A 16,582-nucleotide genomic window follows, 5' to 3' on the forward strand; every position below is an offset into this window, starting at 1 on the left:
CCATGCATTTGCTCAGGACCCAGCCTGGTGGCTTTGTATCGGACGACAACATTGCCGACCTCGGACAGACCCCCGCCGAGCTGGTGATCCTGTGCAGCGGTGATTCAAGCCTGGCACTGCTGGCGCAAGCCGCGCAGCAGTTGCCTGAAAATTATCCTGGCCTGCGTCTGGCAAACCCGATGCAGGTACAGAACCACGGCTCGGTCGACCTGTATTTCGATCAGGTGCTGCAACACGCCAAAGTGATCCTGCTGTCATTGCACGGCGGCATAGGTTACTGGCGCTACGGCATCGAGCGCTTGATGCAGCTGGCCGAACGTGGCGTCACCCTGATTCTGGTGCCGGGCGATGACCGTCCCGACCCGGAGCTCAGCGCACTGAGCACGGTGGCGGCTGGCGAGGGTGAGCGTCTGTGGCATTTCCTGCGCCAGGGCGGGTTGCACAATGCCTTGCAACTCTATCGTTGCCTGGCCACCCAGTGGCTGGGCCGCGACTATGGGTGGGACGAGCCGCAAACCTTGCCCCGTACCGCGATTTATCATCCGGTGCATTCCAGCCCGCAACTCAGTCACTGGCAGGCTGACTGGCAACCCGGGTATCCGGTGGCGGCGCTGCTGTTCTATCGCTCGCATTTGCAGGCGGCCAATACCGCGTTTGTCGATGTGTTCTGCCAGCGCATGCAGGCCGCAGGTCTCAATCCCTTGCCGGTTGCCGTGGCCAGTCTCAAGGAGCCGGGTTGCCTGGCAATGGTGGAGGACTGGCTGGATGAGGTTCAGGCCGCAGTCATTCTCAATACCACCGGTTTCGCTCAGTCGAGCCCCGAAGCCCCGCACCTGCGGCCGTTTCGGCGCAATATCCCGGTAATTCAGGCCATCTGCGCCCAGGACAACGAGCCCGGCTGGCGCGACAGCGAACAAGGCCTTGGCCCGCGAGACCTGGCGATGCACATTGCCTTGCCGGAACTGGACGGGCGAATCATCAGTCGCCCGATCAGTTTTAAAGACCTGGCCTGGCGCAGTGAGCGCAGCCAGTCGGATGTGGTGTGTTATCGCGCGCAACCGGAACGCATGGACTTTGTCGCGGAGCTGGCGCGGCGCTGGGTCGAATTGGCACGGGTGCCAAACCCGCAAAAGCGCATTGCGCTGATTCTGGCCAACTACCCGACCCGCGACGGTCGCATCGGCAATGGCGTGGGGCTGGACACACCGGCCGCCGCGCTGAATATCCTGCGGGCTTTGCAGCTCGAGGGGTATCCGCTGGATTGCCGGTTGCCCGAGACTGGCACTGCGCTGATTCAGGAGCTGCTCGGCGGGGTCAGTAATGATCCCGACAGCCTGGACCTGCGGCCCTGCATGCAAAGCCTGGCCCTGGAAGAGTACTGGACCATGTTCAATCGCTTGCCCGAGGCCAATCGCCAGGCAGTGATTGAGCGCTGGGGCATGCCGCAGACCGATCCAATGTTCCGTAGCGGACGGCTGATGGTCGCGGGGCTGCGTTTTGGCCTGACGTTTGTCGGGATTCAACCGGCCCGGGGCTATCAGGTGGATGCCAGCGCGGTGTATCACGACCCCGATCTGGTTCCGCCCCATGGCTATCTGGCGTTCTACTTCTGGTTGCGTAACACCTACAGCGCCCATGCCGTGGTCCATGTGGGCAAGCATGGCAACCTGGAGTGGCTACCGGGCAAAGGCGTCGGGCTGTCGGAACAGTGCTGGCCGGACGCAATTCTCGGCCCAATGCCCAACGTCTATCCGTTTATCGTCAATGATCCCGGGGAAGGCGCCCAGGCCAAGCGCCGGACCCAGGCGGTGATCATCGATCACTTGATGCCACCGCTGACCCGGGCTGAAACCTATGGTCCGTTGCGCGACCTGGAACTGCTGGCCGACGAATACTACGAAGCGCAGCTGCTTGATCCGCGCCGGGCCCGTGAATTGCAGCGTGACATCCTCAAGCTGGTGCGCGAAACCCGGATCGACCGCGAGTTGCAGCTGGACGAGAAACTCGACAGTGATGCCGATGCCGCGATCTGGTTGCCACGGCTGGATACCTATCTGTGCGACCTGAAGGAGTCACAGATCCGCGACGGCTTGCATATATTCGGCGAATCGCCGGCCGGGCGTTTACGTATCGACACGCTGCTGGCGCTGTTGCGCATCCCCCGTGGCGATGGCCGCGGGGCGCAATCCAGTGTGCTGCGGGCGTTGGCCAAAGCCTTTGAACTGGCGTTTGATCCGCTGGACTGTGCGCTGGCAGAACCCTGGACAGCACGCCAGCCGGCGGCGCTGGTGGCGGTCAGTGATGCGCTGTGGCGCACTGCCGGGGATACCCGCGAGCGTCTGGAACTGTATGCCGGGCAGCTGATTGAACAGGCATTGGCCGGCACTCTGCAATTGCCCGAAACCCCGCAATGGCTGGAAGTGCGGGGGATTTTCCAGGCCTTGCTGGAGATCGTGGCGCCGCGTCTGGATGCTTGCGGCCCGGCCGAGATGCAAGGCTTGCTGGATGCCCTGCATGGCCGCTTTGTGCCAGCGGGGCCCAGTGGTGCGCCGAGTCGCGGACGGCTGGATGTATTGCCCACCGGGCGTAATTTCTTTTCGGTGGATGTGCGCAACCTGCCAACCACCACCGCCTGGCGCATAGGTTTTCAGTCGGCCAATCTGATTCTGGAGCGTCACTTGCAGGACCACGGCGATCACTTGCGCCAGTTGGGCCTGTCCGTGTGGGGCACCGCAACCATGCGTACCGGCGGTGATGATATCGCCCAGGCCATGGCCCTGATGGGCGTGCGCCCGGTGTGGGCCACCGGCAGTCAGCGGGTGGATGATTTCGAAATCCTGCCGGTCAGCTTGCTGGACCGGCCGCGGGTCGACGTGACCTTGCGTGTGTCGGGCTTCTTCCGCGATGCCTTTGCCAATCTGATCCGCCTGTTCGATGCGGCGGTGCAAGCCGTGGCCGCACTGGACGAGCCGGATGATCTGAACCCGCTGGCTGCCAAAGTCCGCAGTGAACGTGAGCAACTGGTGCAGCAAGGGCTGGCGCCCGAGCTGGCGGCGCGGCAAGCAGGCTGGCGCATATTCGGCGCCAAGCCCGGGGCCTATGGCGCCGGTGTGCAAAACGCCATTGACGGTCGTTTGTGGCAGAGCCGCGATGATTTGGCGCAGGTGTATCTGAACTGGGGCGGTTACGCCTATGGTGCCGGTGATGAAGGCACCGGTGCCCGTGACCAGTTCGCCCGGCGCTTGAGTCAGGTGCAGGCAGTGGTACAAAACCAGGACAACCGTGAGCACGATGTGCTCGACTCCAACGACTACTACCAGTTCCAGGGCGGCATGCTCGCGGCGGTGGAGACCTTGAGCGGTGAAAAAGCCGCCAGTTATCACGGCGACCACAGTCAGCCGGACCTGCCGAAAATCCGCACCCTCAAGGAAGAGCTGAACAGGGTGATCCGGTCCCGTGCCGCCAATCCGAAGTGGATCGACGGGGTCAAGCGTCATGGCTACAAAGGCGCGTTCGAAATGGCCGCGACCCTGGATAACCTGTTTGCCTTTGACGCGACCACGCATCTTATCGATGACCATCAGTACGCGTTGCTGGCAGATGCCTATTTGCTCGACCCGGATACCCGTGAATTTGTTCAGCAGCACAACCCCCATGCCTTGCGCGATATGACCGAGCGTCTGCTCGAAGCCCAGCAGCGCGGGTTGTGGGAGGCGCCCGGGGACTACCGCGAGGCGCTGGAAAACCTGTTGCTGGATATCGAAGAAGATTGAGCTTGGCTCTACTGCAGTGCTCTTCGGCCCCCGTTGCCGGCATCGCGAGCAAGCTTGCTCCTACAGACTTTACGCAAGGATTTGGATACATGACTGACACCCCGCATTTCCCGTTGTCGGCGGTGGTCGGCGCGGACTCACTCAAGCTTGCGCTGTGCTTGACGGCTATCGACCCGAAAATTGGCGGAGTGCTGATCGAGGGCCCCCGCGGCATGGCCAAATCCACCCTGGCCCGGGGCCTTGCCGACTTACTGGCAAGCGGTCAGTTCGTCACCTTGCCATTGGGCGCCACCGAAGAACGGCTGGTGGGCACGCTCGATCTGGACGCCGCGCTGGGGCAGGGCAAGGCGCAATTCTCCCCAGGAGTGCTGGCCAGGGCCGATGGCGGAGTGCTGTATGTCGATGAAGTGAACCTGCTGGCCGATCATCTGGTGGACGTACTGCTGGATGTGGCTGCCAGTGGCACCAATGTGGTCGAACGCGACGGTATTTCCCATCGGCACGCTGCGCGCTTTGTCTTGATTGGCACCATGAATCCGGAAGAGGGTGAGTTGCGCCCGCAATTGCTTGACCGCTTTGGCCTTAATGTGGCCATGAACAGTCAGCCGCAGCCTGCCGAGCGCGGCGAAATCATTAGGCGGCGCTTGAGTTTTGACCTGGATCCCCAAGGGTTTTGTGAGCAGTGGGCGGCTGCACAGGATGCGTTGCGTGAGCGTTGCCAGCAGGCTCGTGAACGGCTGCAGGGCATTGAACTGGATGACCAGTCGCTGGCAGTGATCACCGCGCGCTGTTATGCGGCGGCGGTTGATGGCATGCGCGCGGATCTTGTCTGGCTGCGCGCGGCGCGGGCCCATGCCGCTTGGCGTGGGGCCGGGGTGATCAGTCTGGAGGATATTGATGCGGTGGCCGAGTTTGCCTTGCGCCATCGACGTCGCCAGCAGCCTGCTGAGGCGCCGACGCCACAACAGTCGCAACCGCAAGCGCAATCCGGCAGTGCCTCGTCCAGTACCGGCCAGGGCCAATGGGGCGAATTGCCTGCGCAGCCTCAGGCCATGGGTGGCCGGCGCGAAGTGCCGAGCTGGCCAAAAAAGCCTTAGGCATTCGCCCCCGATCCAGTGTGGGGGCGGATGCCAGACCCCGGGCAGGCCAACTGGGTGAGGGCAAACTGGGTGCCAGCCGCAGTGCAGCCGGCGGTACCGTGGACTGGGTGCAAACCCTGCTGCGCGGCCGCCCGCAACAGCGTACAGATCTGGCCTACAAGACCCGCCAGAGTGCAGCCCAAGAGCTGTGGCTGGTGGTGGTGGATGCTTCGTCTTCCACCCGTCGGCATCAGGCGCTGGGGGATGCCAAGGGGTTACTGGCCCAGGTGTTTGAGGATGCTTATCGGCAGCGGGTGCGGGTGGCGGTGATGACTGCCAGTGGCAGTGCGCCGCAATGGCAGGTCTGCGGCGCCAAAGCATCTGCGGCCTTGAACCAGTGGTTGCTGACGCTGGGAGCGGGGGGTGGAACGCCGTTGCTGGAAGCCCTGGCGGATGTTGCACAGTGGCTGAAAACCCGTCGCAAGCAGTTTGCAGAAGAACAACAACGTTTTTTATTGCTCACCGACGGTCGTCTCAAAGACGGTCCGGCTCTGCCCGCCATTGAATGTCCGGGGTTGTTGATCGATATGGAACGGGGGCCGATTCGACTTGGCAAGTCACGGCGGATGGCGGCTGATCTGGCTCTTGAATACACACATATCGATGAGTTGAAACAACTGTAGGAGCGAGCTTTCAAGCGCTCGCTAGCAAGCTCGCTCCTACAGGTTCGGGATCAGGCCGGCATTACCCAGGGTTGCAAGGTGTAGCCTTCGCTGCTCAGTTCGGCACGGGCTTGTGCCAGCAGGCTTGCAAGTTGGGCGGCGTCGGCGCAGGCGCTGCGCGGGATTTGTTTGCGACCGATACGGGTGTTGGTGCGGTCAATGACCGTCAGGCTCAATTCGCCATGACCGTCTTGTGCAGCCCAGGCAACACATTGAAAAGGTTCAAAGGCGTGGCCGGCAATCAAAAGTGCTTCGTTGAAACGGAGCGGGGCGTTCATAGGGTTGTCTCTCTGGTGTGCCCATCAAGTGATTAACCGTCGGCTGGGCTTACCGTTCGGTTGGTTACTTGTACTGATGACCTCAGACCCGCCTCAGGTCACACACTTTCATGACTTTTTTAAAAGTATTTTTAAAAGCCTGATGCAGATCAATTTTTAACCCCCTGAAAACCTCTGCCGCCGCTTTTCGATGGCCCCGCACGCCTTTGTACTCAAGTGCGTATTTGGCGATGAGGGTTATAGGGAATTGATCCAAGTGGCGGGCACAGTTTTGTCATACGTTACACCTACCTTAAAACCCTGCCTGTTCTCATCCCATTTATGCTTTTTGGCGTCAAGGAACAGTCATGCTTGTGATGTCCTCCCCGCGACGCCTTTTAGTTGTAGATCCCTGTGACGATTGCCACGCACTGCTGCCGGGGTTGCGTACCATTGGTTGGGCAGTGGACAGCTGTAGCCTTGAGTCGGTCAGCAGCCATTCATGTGATGTCGGATTGTTCCGGCTCCAGCCATTTCATCTAGAGCACCCCGAAGCCGTCAAAGACATGATCAGTCGCAGCGGTACCGAGTGGATCGCCGTACTCAGTGCTGACGTATTGAAGCTGAAAAACGCAGGCGATTTTGTTTGCGAATGGTTTTTTGACTTCCATACGCTTCCCTTCGATGTTTCGCGGGTCCAGGTCACCCTTGGCCGTGCATTCGGTATGGCCCGTTTACGTGGTCACGCCACCACTCACGCCAATAATCCAGGGCACGAGTTACTGGGCCAAAGCCGGGTCATTCATGACTTGCGAAAACTGCTGGGCAAATTGGCACCTACCGAATCGCCCATATTGATCCGTGGCGAAAGCGGCACGGGAAAGGAACTGGTCGCCCGTACTCTGCATCGAGAGTCCCAGCGCAACGGCAAGCCCTTTGTGGCGATAAATTGTGGCGCCATCCCTGAGCACTTGATTCAGTCAGAGCTGTTCGGCCACGAGAAGGGCGCCTTTACCGGTGCGCATCAGCGCAAGATCGGGCGCATTGAAACGGCCAATGGAGGCACCCTGTTTCTGGATGAAATCGGTGACCTGCCGCTGGAGTTGCAAGCCAACTTGTTGCGTTTTCTGCAGGAGAAGCACATTGAGCGGGTAGGGGGCAGCCAAGCGATTCCTGTTGATGTGCGGGTACTGGCGGCAACCCACGTCGATCTTGAGACTGCCATTGTCGACGGCCGGTTTCGTGAAGATCTGTACTACAGGCTTAACGTATTACAGGTTGTCACCGCCCCTTTACGAGACCGTACGGGTGATCTGGCGTTGCTGGCCAATCATTTTGCGCATCTCTACAGCCTGGAGACCGGGCGTCGCCCGCGTACCTTCAGTGATGATGCATTGTTTGCCATGGGCATACATTTCTGGCCCGGCAATATTCGCGAGTTGGCCAACCGTGTGCGACGTGGTCTGGTATTGGCTGAAGGTCGTCAGATCGAGGCCACTGATCTGGGCCTGGAATCGTATCTACCAGTGATAGAGGTATCGGGCACGCTGGAGGATTACAAAAGCCGTGCCGAACGTCAGGCGCTGCACGATGTGTTGCATCGACACAGTAATAACTTGAGTGTTGCGGCCAAAGTGCTGGGTGTGTCGCGCCCTACGTTTTACCGGTTACTGCACAAGCATCAAATCCGCTAGGGCAGTATCAAAAGAAAAGCCCCGCAGCCTGTATCTGCTGCGGGTCTTTTTTCGTGCGGGCCCGGGGGCAGCCTAGAAGTAGTACGGGAATTTCAGACTGAAGGTGAAGTCAGGAGCATCCTCTGTCAGGCCTATGGACAGATTGGGCACAATGGTCAGCTTGTCGGTTGCAGCAATGGTCATACCGACGTTGAAGTAGCCTGCGTTGGCATCGCTGGTGGCGACGGTTTGCCAATCACCACCATCCTGTTTGAGCTTGCTCTTTTTCTGAATCAGGTCTGACACGGAGAACGACATGCTCATTTTTTCGTTCAGGGCAAATGCCACACCGGCACCCAGCTGGAAGCTGTCGCCCAGTTTGACCTTGCCAGGCTGAGACAGGCCGACTGTCGAACTGATGTCGTCGAATGAGCCTTCAAGGTTATGGGTGTAAGACAGCGTTCCGAACAGCACGGCGGGATCGAAGGTTTTGACCAGAGAGATGCCGGGGCTGATCGACCACACGCCATTGCCGGTGGGCAAGTCTTCCGGAGTGAAAATGTTGGTGTTGGCCCCGGACTGGATCAGTTTGATGCCGAACGGATCTTTGCCGGTCGGCGCTTTCACCCGCACGGTAAATACGGCATCCGGGGTGTTGGCCGACTCGTCGAGGAACTTGTAGGCCACACCAACGTTGACGTCGCCAATGGTCGGGTCGCGGGTGACGGTCTGCTCGGAGGTCGCTTGAGCATCACCGCCATTGGCCCCCCCTGACTGATAAGCCGATTCGCGATAAACCACGGGGACGTTAATGTCGAACTGCCAGCGGTTGTCGAAGTTGTATCGACCGGTAAGGTCCAGAGTCCAGGTGTCAGCCTTGATGCGATCCAGGTTGAGATTGCCCAGAAATATTGAGTCCAGGGCCAAAAAACCATTGAGAATCAACTGCCGGGTATCGTAATGGGAGTAAGTGAGTCCGGATTCAAAACTGAACTTGCCACCGCCAAAAAAGCCACTGGCTTCGTCGTAAAGGTTGACCACACTTTTGGCGGGTGCGGAATCATCTTTCAGTGACTCTCCGTAAGAACTTCCGCCTGCTGCACTGCTACCGGTCGTGGCCACTTTCTGGTTGCCGGTCAAGTCTGCAGGCGACTTGGCCAATCGTTTAGGAACCGGTGTTGTCGGTTGATCTTCTACTTGTCGTACACGCTGTTCGAGTACGGCCAAGGCCTTTTGTTGTAGATCGTAACGCTGACGGAGCTCCAATAATTCTTGTTTTAATTGCTCTACATCAACATCAGGGGCTGCATAAAGCAGGGCTGATGGAAACAGAGTGCTTATGCATACAACTGCGCGAAAGGTAAACAATCGGTGCATGAAATAAGCCGTCCAGTGGTTCTAATTGTAAGGGGGGAGCCTAGTTCAATATCCCAAGTTGCGCAGGCCTATTAATTGATTAATATTGCAATTTGAAGCGGCGGTGGTCTGACTATTAGCGCCCATGACGACATTAAGTTGCGTCATATTCGTAATCGCATTACCAGCGCCCAATAGAGTTGTGCTCTGTAACACACCACCTTGAGCGATTTGTTGCAATGAGGCGCCTTGATTATTATTGGCCTCAATTGCCATTTGAATACCGCCCCCCGAGGCCGATACCGTCAAATTACCTGCACCGCTGGCGACTGAGACGGAATTATTTTCCGTTAATAATGTGCCTTGCTGATTAACCGCCGGTGCTTGACCGGCGTGGGAGATAGTGATGTCAACATTGTTGTAGGCGCTGTTATTGTCGCCGGCGGCCCTTACGCTTTGTGTGACCCCCTGTCCCGTACTCAGCCCTGCGCCCCCCGTGACGATGCCGGTACCCTTGGCCGCTGGCGTACCGTTCCCTTCGGCGCTGTAGGTCGATACATAAAACTGTGGCTTGACCGTATTTTGCAGTTGCATTGACGTGGTTGCACCGACCACATCCCCTTTGCTGCTGACCCAGGTACTACTCATGACGATCCCGAAGCTGATGATCCGGCCGGGCATGACAAAACGTCCGCGCAATTCAGCCATTTCATTGTCTTTGAGCTCCACCGGTTTGAATATCGAGGCTGCGTGGGCTGGCAGGCTGAGGGCAAGACAGGCGGCTATCAGCCAATAGGGCGTTTTCATGTGCTGCTCCAGGAGCGGGCGGCTCCATAGTCATCTTTGGCGCACTTAAAAAAAGTCGCTCTGGATAAACCCGAAATCCATTAGCTCTGCATCCTTGACCGGACTGAACATATCGAGCTTGTTCTTGACGGTCAGTGGGGCAGGGGGACTCAGCAAAGCGTTGGTCTTGTCGTAACCGGGGCCAATAATGGCGAATACAATGCCATTCCAGCCTTTGGCGAAGTCTTCATGTGAGAAGCGTTTATGTCCCAGCACCGGGTCGGCGATATACACCCAGTCTTTTTGTGCACGCTGCATGACTACAAAATGCTTGTAACCTCGAATTTCCAGCAGGACGACGACAGGAATATTGACGCTTTCCAGGCTTTGCGCCGGGATCCGGTAACCCCTTGCCCGCATGCCGATACTTTCGAGATAACGCTTCATGTCGAGCATTGAGAACCCCTGGGTACGTACCAGTTTTTGATCCGCATTGATCAACATGCCTTTAATGATTTCGTCTTCATTGACGTCCATCCAGTAGGCCTGCCGCAGCACAGTTGCCAGAGCTGCAGCGCCACAACTGAAGTCGGTTTTTTGCTCAACAATGTCTGCAAAGCGACGCTCGCGAATACTCTGTACATGCTTGAAAACCAGATTGCCGCCAGGCATGGCCGCAACCGGCATCTGCGCGGCCTGTGTGATGCCGGCCATACAGAGCAACAGCAAGAGAGAGGTCGTGCGCATGATGGATACGCCTTGAAAATTGAAACAAGGGCCTCGGGATCGAGGCCCTTGTGAAGGCCCCGGTTACATGCAGGCGCGGCAGCCTGCTGCGATTGACAGCGAGTTGCTTTGTTGGTTGCCCACACCCGAGGACACGTTGGCGCCACCGTTACCCGAGAAGTTGTTCATCGAATTGGTCATCGATGCGTGGTTGATTGTCGGGCTGGTCCAGCCGCTTGGAGTCAGCACTTGATAAGTCGCCACGCCACTGAGGCTGAAAGTGCCTTCTTCATGAAACTTGAGCGGTTGTGGACCGTTGTTGCCGCCCCCGTTACCACCGCCGTTACCGCCCTGAACACTACTGTTGTGATTACCGCCACCACCGCCACTGTTGCCCCCGACAGTACCTTGACCCTGGCCATGATAAGCGCCGTGCAGATTGATACTGGCCGTCAGGTTTTTGGTGTCGTATGTCTGAACGGCCTTATTAGACACGTTCAGGCTGGTAGAGGTTTGATCTGCCGAGGCTGCCGCAACCGCAACCCGACCGCCTGAAACGGCAATTGCCAGGTTGTTTTTCTGCTGGTTGAAACTGCCTGTGGTGACGTTGACACCGACATTGCCGGAGCCATTGTTGGCCGAATTGTTAAGGTTTGAGACATTCACCGCGGAGTAGTTTCTAACGGTGTTGCCATAGTTGCCCTGATCAGCCGTCGTCGCGGCCACTGCACTGCCAAAAATGAAGCTTTGATCAGCAGTTGCCAGCGCCGCCGCATTATCCTGCTGGTTGCCATCGCCTGCCGCGACGTTGGCGCCCATGTTACCGCTGGAGTTGTTGATCGAGCCGTTCACATTGGCGAGGTTGTGTGTGCCCTGGTTGAGTGCCTTGTTGTTTGCACTGGTTTGACCATCCTGGACCATGGCCGCTGCACCTGCGCTTAATTGCAGCTGGGTCAGCAACTGATCATTGTTGTTATTGTTTCCACCGCCATTGCCATTTCCGCCTCCGCCCGCTTGGGCAGCAACAGCCATAAGTGCAGCAATAGCGAAAACCAGCGGTTTAAGAGCCATTACAGGTTTCATGGTGATTCTCCGTGCTTTATTAGTTGAGTTACGTGTTGGCACTTTCTAATTGCACTGCGTTGTAATCGGGTCAGTCGGCAACCCGGACGTTCAGGGTGTTAGCCATGCGGTTCCCCACCCCTGCACTCTGGTTCAACTGCACGACCCCGCGGCTGCCGGTGAAGGCCTGGTCGCTGGTAACGACCTGGCGGCTGCCACTTACGGGGAGTACGGTTCCGGAGCCTGGTAACAGCGCCACGTTTTGCTGTGACAAAGCGCTGTCATCGATGCCTTGTGGCTGGGCACTAATGCCGATCCGCACTGCATTGATCATTTGATTGTTGGCACCGGAGGATTGGTTGACCCCCAGCACACCGCTGCCATTACTGAATGAGTTGCCCTGTATCGCGGCCTTGGCATTGAGCGAAGGGTCGGCCGCAGTGTTGAGTTTCTGACTGATCCGGGTTGAGGCAAGGCCCTGGGTGCCGATGGCAATTGCCCGGCTATTTACCTGCTGCTGTTGATCGCCCGCAGCCTGGTTTGCCGTAATGTTGCCGCGGTAGCTGAGGCCGGAATTGTTGATTTCGGCGTTGTTATCGGAGGCTGCGTGAACCTGAGCACTGGCAAGCAGCACAGCAACCAGCAAGGGCAGGGGAATGTTCATGATGTTATTTCCCCTGACTCAGAGCGGTGAGCGGGCTCATGCCCTGCTCGATGCTTCGATTGATGGTGTTGCTGATCGAACCGCCGCTGCCACCACCATGACCGCTGGCCATACCTGGCAGGCCATTGGCTGTATTCAAACCTGGCAGAGCGTTGCCGTTGGGCATCATCGAGTGGGTAATTGAGGCACCGCTGCTGACACTGGCGAAATCACCATCACTGAGCTCACTGGAAGCACTGGTGATACGCACTGCGGGGTTCGCGTTTACAGTCGTGGGGTTAGGGTCCGGATGCATGGCCGGGTTGCCGACTGCAAAAGGTTGAACATCGCGGGTAAGTACAATCACGCCATTACCACCTGCTTGAGCAGTGCTGTAGATACCGAACAGAACAGTCAGGCTGCACGCTGTCAGCAGGCGGTGTTTGCCACGATATATATTCCCCATGATTGTGTTCCTTCTTTATTGGAGCTGGCCCTGGTCGGCGCTACGAAGGGAAGAGCAGTAGTTGTGCCACTTTAAATTAAGTGATTAAAAACAAGCGCTCACAGAGCGTGATGAGTCAGTGCATGGCGTCGATGTTTCAAATATGAGACAGCGCGAGGCTATTATTGCGGAGGGAAACAAGGGATTTACGTTGCACTTGATACGAGAGGGGGTGTTTCAGAAACGTTACATTTATTCAGGATATTTTAGGGCGCCGCCAATAATCGGCCTGCAGGCTAACTCGGTGTTTCATGAATGGACATATTGGCGGCTCGAAGCGCTAACTTTTCCAGTGCCCATTGCAAACTCCCGGTGTCCTGATTAACAGACTGGAGATTGCTGAATAAGTTGCCTTGGCTTGGAGGATTTATTAATTGAGCACTACCCAGGCTGGCGATCACTCGCTGTTCAAACAAGCCAATATCGTCTGCTGCGTATCTTTAATTTGATTCACAAACAGGCGGCTTTTTATGAGCTTTCCTACACATATAAGCCATGCAGGGTGCAGACCACCGACCAGAAGGGGGGGAGGCAGCGGTCATGCACCCGGCTATTTACTTGGCTTGGGCTTTTTCCAGAGTTTCAATGCGCTGGTTCAGTTCGCGGATCGATTCGATCAGTGGAGCCACCAGTTTGTCGTAGTCGACCTGCATCAAACCATCCTTGGTGCGTGTCAGCTGTGGATACACCTTGGCCACTTCCTGGGCGATAACCCCGATGTCCTTGCGCCCGCCATCTTTCCATTCGAAGGTGACGCCCTGAATCTTCAGCAGATTCTCGGTAGCCGATGTCAGCGGCACGACTTTGGTTTTCAGGCTTTCATCGCTGAACGGGCAGCACTCGGCGCCAATGTCGCCGGGGCCGCCAAACGGAGGGCAGCCAGGGCCGGTCGGGTTGCTTGGTGAGCATTGGCTGCTATTGGCCAACGGTGCAGGACGGCTGTCAGCTTGAGCCAGGGCGTTGGCCGCAAAGGCCAGGGACATGGCGCCAAAGACACCCGAGACAAAGAATATTGATTTCATTATTTTCCTTGAGGTTGAGGTAGCCCGTCGTCAAATGTTTGACGACGGGCCTCAAGGTAAAACTTCCAGTTGCTGCTGGATCTAGGAATGCTCTGAATTTGTTAAGAATTTTCCTAAAAATTCTTATTGCGCCAGCAAGTGTTCGACCGCGGCACAAGCTTGTTGCTGACGGGCCTGCCAGTCACCTCTGATGATTTGCAGGGGTTGATGGTGGTGCTCCAGCCACTGAAGGCTGGCAGCGAAAAACCTTTGGCGTTCAGCCAGAGATGGCTGGCAACGCTGGCCGTCGGGTATCCATTCCACATCGTCGGGTGACAGCAGCAAGTGCAGGTCGTAATGCCGGCTGAGAAGCTCGGGTTCAAGCCATGCCGGGCAGTCGCCAAACAGGGTCTGGCTCCACAGGATGTTGCTCAACAAATGGGTGTCCAGAATCAGCAGTTCTGGCTGTTGGGCACGGGCTTGATCCTCCCATTGCAGTTGACCTGCAGCAATCGCCGGAATATCTGCCAGACAGGTGTCCCGGGGGTTTTGCTCGATAAAATAACGAACGTATTCGCCCACCAGTACGCCGCCAAATCGCTGCTGCAAGAGCGCCGCCAGCCAGCTTTTGCCACTCGACTCCGGCCCCGCCAGTACGACCACCTTCATGTGCGCAGCGCCGGATCGCGGCGCCAGTCACGCCAGCCCTGAATGGCAATAACCGTGAACAGTGCATACAGGCCTGCTGTCAGGTACAGCTCTTGCCAGGCAAAGAACAGGATGTATAGCACATCGATGACAAACCACAGGGCCCAGCATTGCAGGCGCTTTTGTGCCATCCACAATTGCGCGACCAGGCTGAATGCGGTCAGCGCTGCATCTTGCCAAGGGACGCCGGAGTCAGTCCAGCGGGCCATTGCCGCGCCCAGAACCAGACTGCCAACAGCGCCGGCGCTGAGGCCCGCGAGGACTTGCAAAGGGCTTAACCGGGTAACCACACGGCCCTCGTGCTGTGTCCCGGCGCGGGTCCACTGCCACCAGCCATAAACTTGCAGCAGGGCAAAGAAGACTTGCAGGAGCATGCCCGAGTACAGCTTCATGCCGAAGAATATCCAGCTATACAGCAGCACCATCACCAGGCCGATGGGCCAGCACCAGGGGTTTTGTTTGACTGTTAACCAGACGGCGATGACGCCAAGCGCGGCGGCAAACAGTTCGAGCCCTGACATTGGCATTTCCGGGATGAGTGAAGAAGGGCGGGGATTGTACCTGCAGGCAGGTGGCAGCTCTAGCAGGATTCACATCGTCGCTGATGAGGACCGAAGGCTGCGCAAAGCGATCGCAGCCTTGGTGCCTCGTCAGCGACTACAGGTTCAAGGGATGTGCAGCAACACGTAGTCATTCTTGTCGAAGCGACCACTCAACGCCGGTACTACATTGCCCAAGGCTGTGCCTTGCAGCCCCTGATAATCCTTGCGGTCCATAACGATCCATACCGGGGCTGGCAGGGCCTCCAGTTCGGCGTCGGCCCGGGTGAACAGCGGCAGCAGGTCGCGATTGACATTGACCATGAACTTGATGGCCTTGGCGTCTTTGCCCATGCCGTGCAGTACTAGCGGGGCAGGCTCGCGGTCGATCATGCGCATGGCGTTTTCGGTAAAGTTACGGGTGTCATACAGTTCGCGCTCCACCGGTTCGAACACCATGATGAAGCAGGCCCACAACGCCAGAACGGCGCATGCCGCCAAACCGCCCGTTCGCCATTGCGCCTTGAACAGCAGGGCCAGCGCCGCCACTTGCAGCACGCCCAGCACCATAAAGATCGCAGTCAATGAAGGCAGCTGGTCGTCAAAGCGTTTGCGCACAATGCTCAGGCCCACCATCAACAACGCGGGCAATAGCAGGAAAAGCCCCTGAATCAAACCGCGCAGCCCGGCATAGACCCGTCCCTGCAAACCTTGAAACGGATACGCCGCAATGATCGCCGCCATCGGCAACATGGGCAGCAGGTAACGGGCTTTTTTCGCCTGCGGGATCGACAGCCCGATCATTACGATCAAGCCGGCGCCCACGCAGTATTTGACCAGCTGCAGCCCCGGGCCCGATTGCTTGCGCCCGACGATCAGGGTCGCCACCAGTACCAGCACCGCCAGCGGGTACGCCAGTGCGTAGTTGCCCATGGAACTGGTGAAGTAATACAGGGTGCTGCTCGCACCTTCGGTACCGTCCATGCGGCCAGTCACTTGCATGCGGATCACTTCATGGACGAAGGCCTCACCGCCGCTGATCCAGGCCAGCAACAACAGGGTACCTATGCACGCCGCCAGCAGAACCAGCGCTTGCAGGCCAACGCTGATCAGCCGGCGCCATTGACCGCTGAGCAGGTAGTAACTGCAGAGCATGCCGGTGGGAATGACCAGGCCAATCGGGCCGCGTATGGCAAACCCCAGTACCAGCAAAAGCAGTAGCCAGTGATGCCGGCGCGGTGCAGAAAAATGGTCGTGTGCATAGGCCAGATAAAACGCTGCCAGGCTGACGGCTGCAAGCATTTGATCCAGGGAGACGGCGCGGGTTTCGGTGACAAAGGTCATGCTCAGCAGCAACAGCGCCACACTGACCAGCGCCCAGGTCCTGGACTGCGGTGCGACCAGGCGATACATCAAAGTAACAATCAGCGCACCGGCAATGGCTGTGGGCAGCCATGCGGTGAGGCTGGTCACCTGTCCAGACGGCAAGGACAATAACCAGGTGAACAGAGTCGAAGTGGCGCTGTAGTCAGCATATGGCTGGCCGTAGGTGGTCGGAAAAAAGCCCGGGCCGTGACGCAGCATTTCCTTGGCAAACATTACAAAGCGCGAATCAAAACCGATCGCCGCCAGTTGCGGTTCACCCAAGATGAACAGCACCAGTACCAGTGCGCCTAAAATCAATGACTGACGGTGCAGTGCACGTAAACTGCTGGAAGAATAATTGGCCTGCATCTCGAGTTTCCCTGCCTC

General features: G+C 57.9%; 15 protein-coding genes. 4 read left to right on the forward strand and 11 right to left on the reverse strand.

The window, feature by feature from the left end:
• Positions 1 to 2: 2 nt before the first annotated feature.
• From cobN to B195_RS11395, 3 genes are all read left to right on the forward strand, one after another.
• Positions 3 to 3,773: a cobaltochelatase subunit CobN gene (cobN, locus tag B195_RS11385; protein WP_003445377.1), complete on the forward strand. Its 3,771-nt coding sequence runs from the start codon at positions 3 to 5 to the stop codon at positions 3,771 to 3,773.
• A gap of 89 nt (positions 3,774 to 3,862) precedes the next feature.
• A complete protein-coding gene (locus tag B195_RS11390; RefSeq protein ID WP_003445379.1) occupies positions 3,863 to 4,870 on the forward strand; it encodes an ATP-binding protein in 1,008 nt (335 codons plus the stop codon).
• A gap of 20 nt (positions 4,871 to 4,890) precedes the next feature.
• On the forward strand, positions 4,891 to 5,535 hold the full coding sequence (locus B195_RS11395) for a VWA domain-containing protein (protein ID WP_003445380.1): 645 nt from the start codon (positions 4,891 to 4,893) through the stop codon (positions 5,533 to 5,535).
• 50 nt (positions 5,536 to 5,585) lie between these two features.
• Here B195_RS11395 and B195_RS11400 read toward each other — a convergent pair whose 3' ends face one another.
• A complete protein-coding gene (locus B195_RS11400) occupies positions 5,586 to 5,852 on the reverse strand; it encodes a hypothetical protein (protein ID WP_003445381.1) in 267 nt (88 codons plus the stop codon).
• A gap of 347 nt (positions 5,853 to 6,199) precedes the next feature.
• On the opposite strand from B195_RS11400, the gene B195_RS11405 reads away from it, so the two are divergent.
• The gene (locus B195_RS11405) at positions 6,200 to 7,525 is read left to right on the forward strand and encodes a sigma-54-dependent Fis family transcriptional regulator (RefSeq protein ID WP_003445382.1); all 1,326 of its coding nucleotides are present in this window, start codon (positions 6,200 to 6,202) and stop codon (positions 7,523 to 7,525) included.
• A 72-nt stretch (positions 7,526 to 7,597) separates the two neighbouring features.
• On the opposite strand, the gene B195_RS11410 is transcribed toward B195_RS11405, so the two are convergent.
• The 10 genes from B195_RS11410 to B195_RS11455 form a co-directional block, all read right to left on the reverse strand.
• Positions 7,598 to 8,881 carry a transporter gene (locus tag B195_RS11410; RefSeq protein WP_003445383.1) on the reverse strand — a complete coding sequence of 428 codons (1,284 nt, stop codon included), beginning with the start codon at positions 8,879 to 8,881 and terminating at the stop codon, positions 7,598 to 7,600.
• A 45-nt stretch (positions 8,882 to 8,926) separates the two neighbouring features.
• Entirely contained in the window at positions 8,927 to 9,667 is a 741-nt protein-coding gene (locus B195_RS11415) for a hypothetical protein (RefSeq protein WP_003445385.1), read from the reverse strand.
• Positions 9,668 to 9,712: 45 nt separating this feature from the next.
• Positions 9,713 to 10,393, reverse strand: coding sequence for a C39 family peptidase (locus tag B195_RS11420; RefSeq protein ID WP_003445386.1), 681 nt, complete (start codon positions 10,391 to 10,393; stop codon positions 9,713 to 9,715).
• A 63-nt stretch (positions 10,394 to 10,456) separates the two neighbouring features.
• On the reverse strand, positions 10,457 to 11,455 hold the full coding sequence (locus B195_RS11425; RefSeq protein WP_003445387.1) for a hypothetical protein: 999 nt from the start codon (positions 11,453 to 11,455) through the stop codon (positions 10,457 to 10,459).
• Between the two features lie 70 nt (positions 11,456 to 11,525).
• Positions 11,526 to 12,098 (reverse strand): hypothetical protein, encoded by a 573-nt coding sequence (locus tag B195_RS11430; RefSeq protein WP_003445388.1) that lies wholly within the window; start codon positions 12,096 to 12,098, stop codon positions 11,526 to 11,528.
• A gap of 4 nt (positions 12,099 to 12,102) precedes the next feature.
• On the reverse strand, positions 12,103 to 12,543 hold the full coding sequence (locus B195_RS11435) for a hypothetical protein (RefSeq protein WP_003445389.1): 441 nt from the start codon (positions 12,541 to 12,543) through the stop codon (positions 12,103 to 12,105).
• A 593-nt stretch (positions 12,544 to 13,136) separates the two neighbouring features.
• Positions 13,137 to 13,604, reverse strand: a complete 468-nt coding sequence (locus B195_RS11440) for a tail fiber domain-containing protein (protein ID WP_003445392.1) — start codon at positions 13,602 to 13,604, stop codon at positions 13,137 to 13,139.
• Positions 13,605 to 13,727: 123 nt separating this feature from the next.
• A complete protein-coding gene (locus B195_RS11445; RefSeq protein ID WP_003445394.1) occupies positions 13,728 to 14,252 on the reverse strand; it encodes an AAA family ATPase in 525 nt (174 codons plus the stop codon).
• On the reverse strand, positions 14,249 to 14,812 hold the full coding sequence (pnuC, locus tag B195_RS11450) for a nicotinamide riboside transporter PnuC (RefSeq protein WP_003445396.1): 564 nt from the start codon (positions 14,810 to 14,812) through the stop codon (positions 14,249 to 14,251). Before pnuC ends, B195_RS11445 begins: the two co-directional genes overlap by 4 nt.
• A gap of 144 nt (positions 14,813 to 14,956) precedes the next feature.
• Positions 14,957 to 16,564, reverse strand: a complete 1,608-nt coding sequence (locus B195_RS11455; protein ID WP_003445398.1) for a glycosyltransferase family 39 protein — start codon at positions 16,562 to 16,564, stop codon at positions 14,957 to 14,959.
• Between the last annotated feature and the right edge of the window lie 18 nt (positions 16,565 to 16,582).

Source organism: Pseudomonas sp. Lz4W, assembly GCF_000346225.2.
In the GTDB taxonomy this organism is placed as follows: Bacteria; Pseudomonadota; Gammaproteobacteria; order Pseudomonadales; family Pseudomonadaceae; genus Aquipseudomonas; species Aquipseudomonas paraversuta.

Bases quoted from the DNA above. Each gene is read 5' to 3' on its own strand.
- B195_RS11435 (WP_003445389.1), bottom strand. From the start codon at position 12,543: ATGGGGAATATATATCGTGGCAAACACCGCCTGCTGACAGCGTGCAGC.
- B195_RS11440 (WP_003445392.1), bottom strand. From the start codon at position 13,604: ATGAAATCAATATTCTTTGTCTCGGGTGTCTTTGGCGCCATGTCCCTG.
- B195_RS11455 (WP_003445398.1), bottom strand. From the start codon at position 16,564: ATGCAGGCCAATTATTCTTCCAGCAGTTTACGTGCACTGCACCGTCAG.
- B195_RS11390 (WP_003445379.1), top strand. From the start codon at position 3,863: ATGACTGACACCCCGCATTTCCCGTTGTCGGCGGTGGTCGGCGCGGAC.
- B195_RS11405 (WP_003445382.1), top strand. From the start codon at position 6,200: ATGCTTGTGATGTCCTCCCCGCGACGCCTTTTAGTTGTAGATCCCTGT.
- B195_RS11400 (WP_003445381.1), bottom strand. From the start codon at position 5,852: ATGAACGCCCCGCTCCGTTTCAACGAAGCACTTTTGATTGCCGGCCAC.
- B195_RS11425 (WP_003445387.1), bottom strand. From the start codon at position 11,455: ATGAAACCTGTAATGGCTCTTAAACCGCTGGTTTTCGCTATTGCTGCA.
- B195_RS11410 (WP_003445383.1), bottom strand. From the start codon at position 8,881: ATGCACCGATTGTTTACCTTTCGCGCAGTTGTATGCATAAGCACTCTG.
- pnuC (WP_003445396.1), bottom strand. From the start codon at position 14,812: ATGTCAGGGCTCGAACTGTTTGCCGCCGCGCTTGGCGTCATCGCCGTC.
- B195_RS11420 (WP_003445386.1), bottom strand. From the start codon at position 10,393: ATGCGCACGACCTCTCTCTTGCTGTTGCTCTGTATGGCCGGCATCACA.
- cobN (WP_003445377.1), top strand. From the start codon at position 3: ATGCATTTGCTCAGGACCCAGCCTGGTGGCTTTGTATCGGACGACAAC.
- B195_RS11445 (WP_003445394.1), bottom strand. From the start codon at position 14,252: ATGAAGGTGGTCGTACTGGCGGGGCCGGAGTCGAGTGGCAAAAGCTGG.
- B195_RS11415 (WP_003445385.1), bottom strand. From the start codon at position 9,667: ATGAAAACGCCCTATTGGCTGATAGCCGCCTGTCTTGCCCTCAGCCTG.
- B195_RS11430 (WP_003445388.1), bottom strand. From the start codon at position 12,098: ATGAACATTCCCCTGCCCTTGCTGGTTGCTGTGCTGCTTGCCAGTGCT.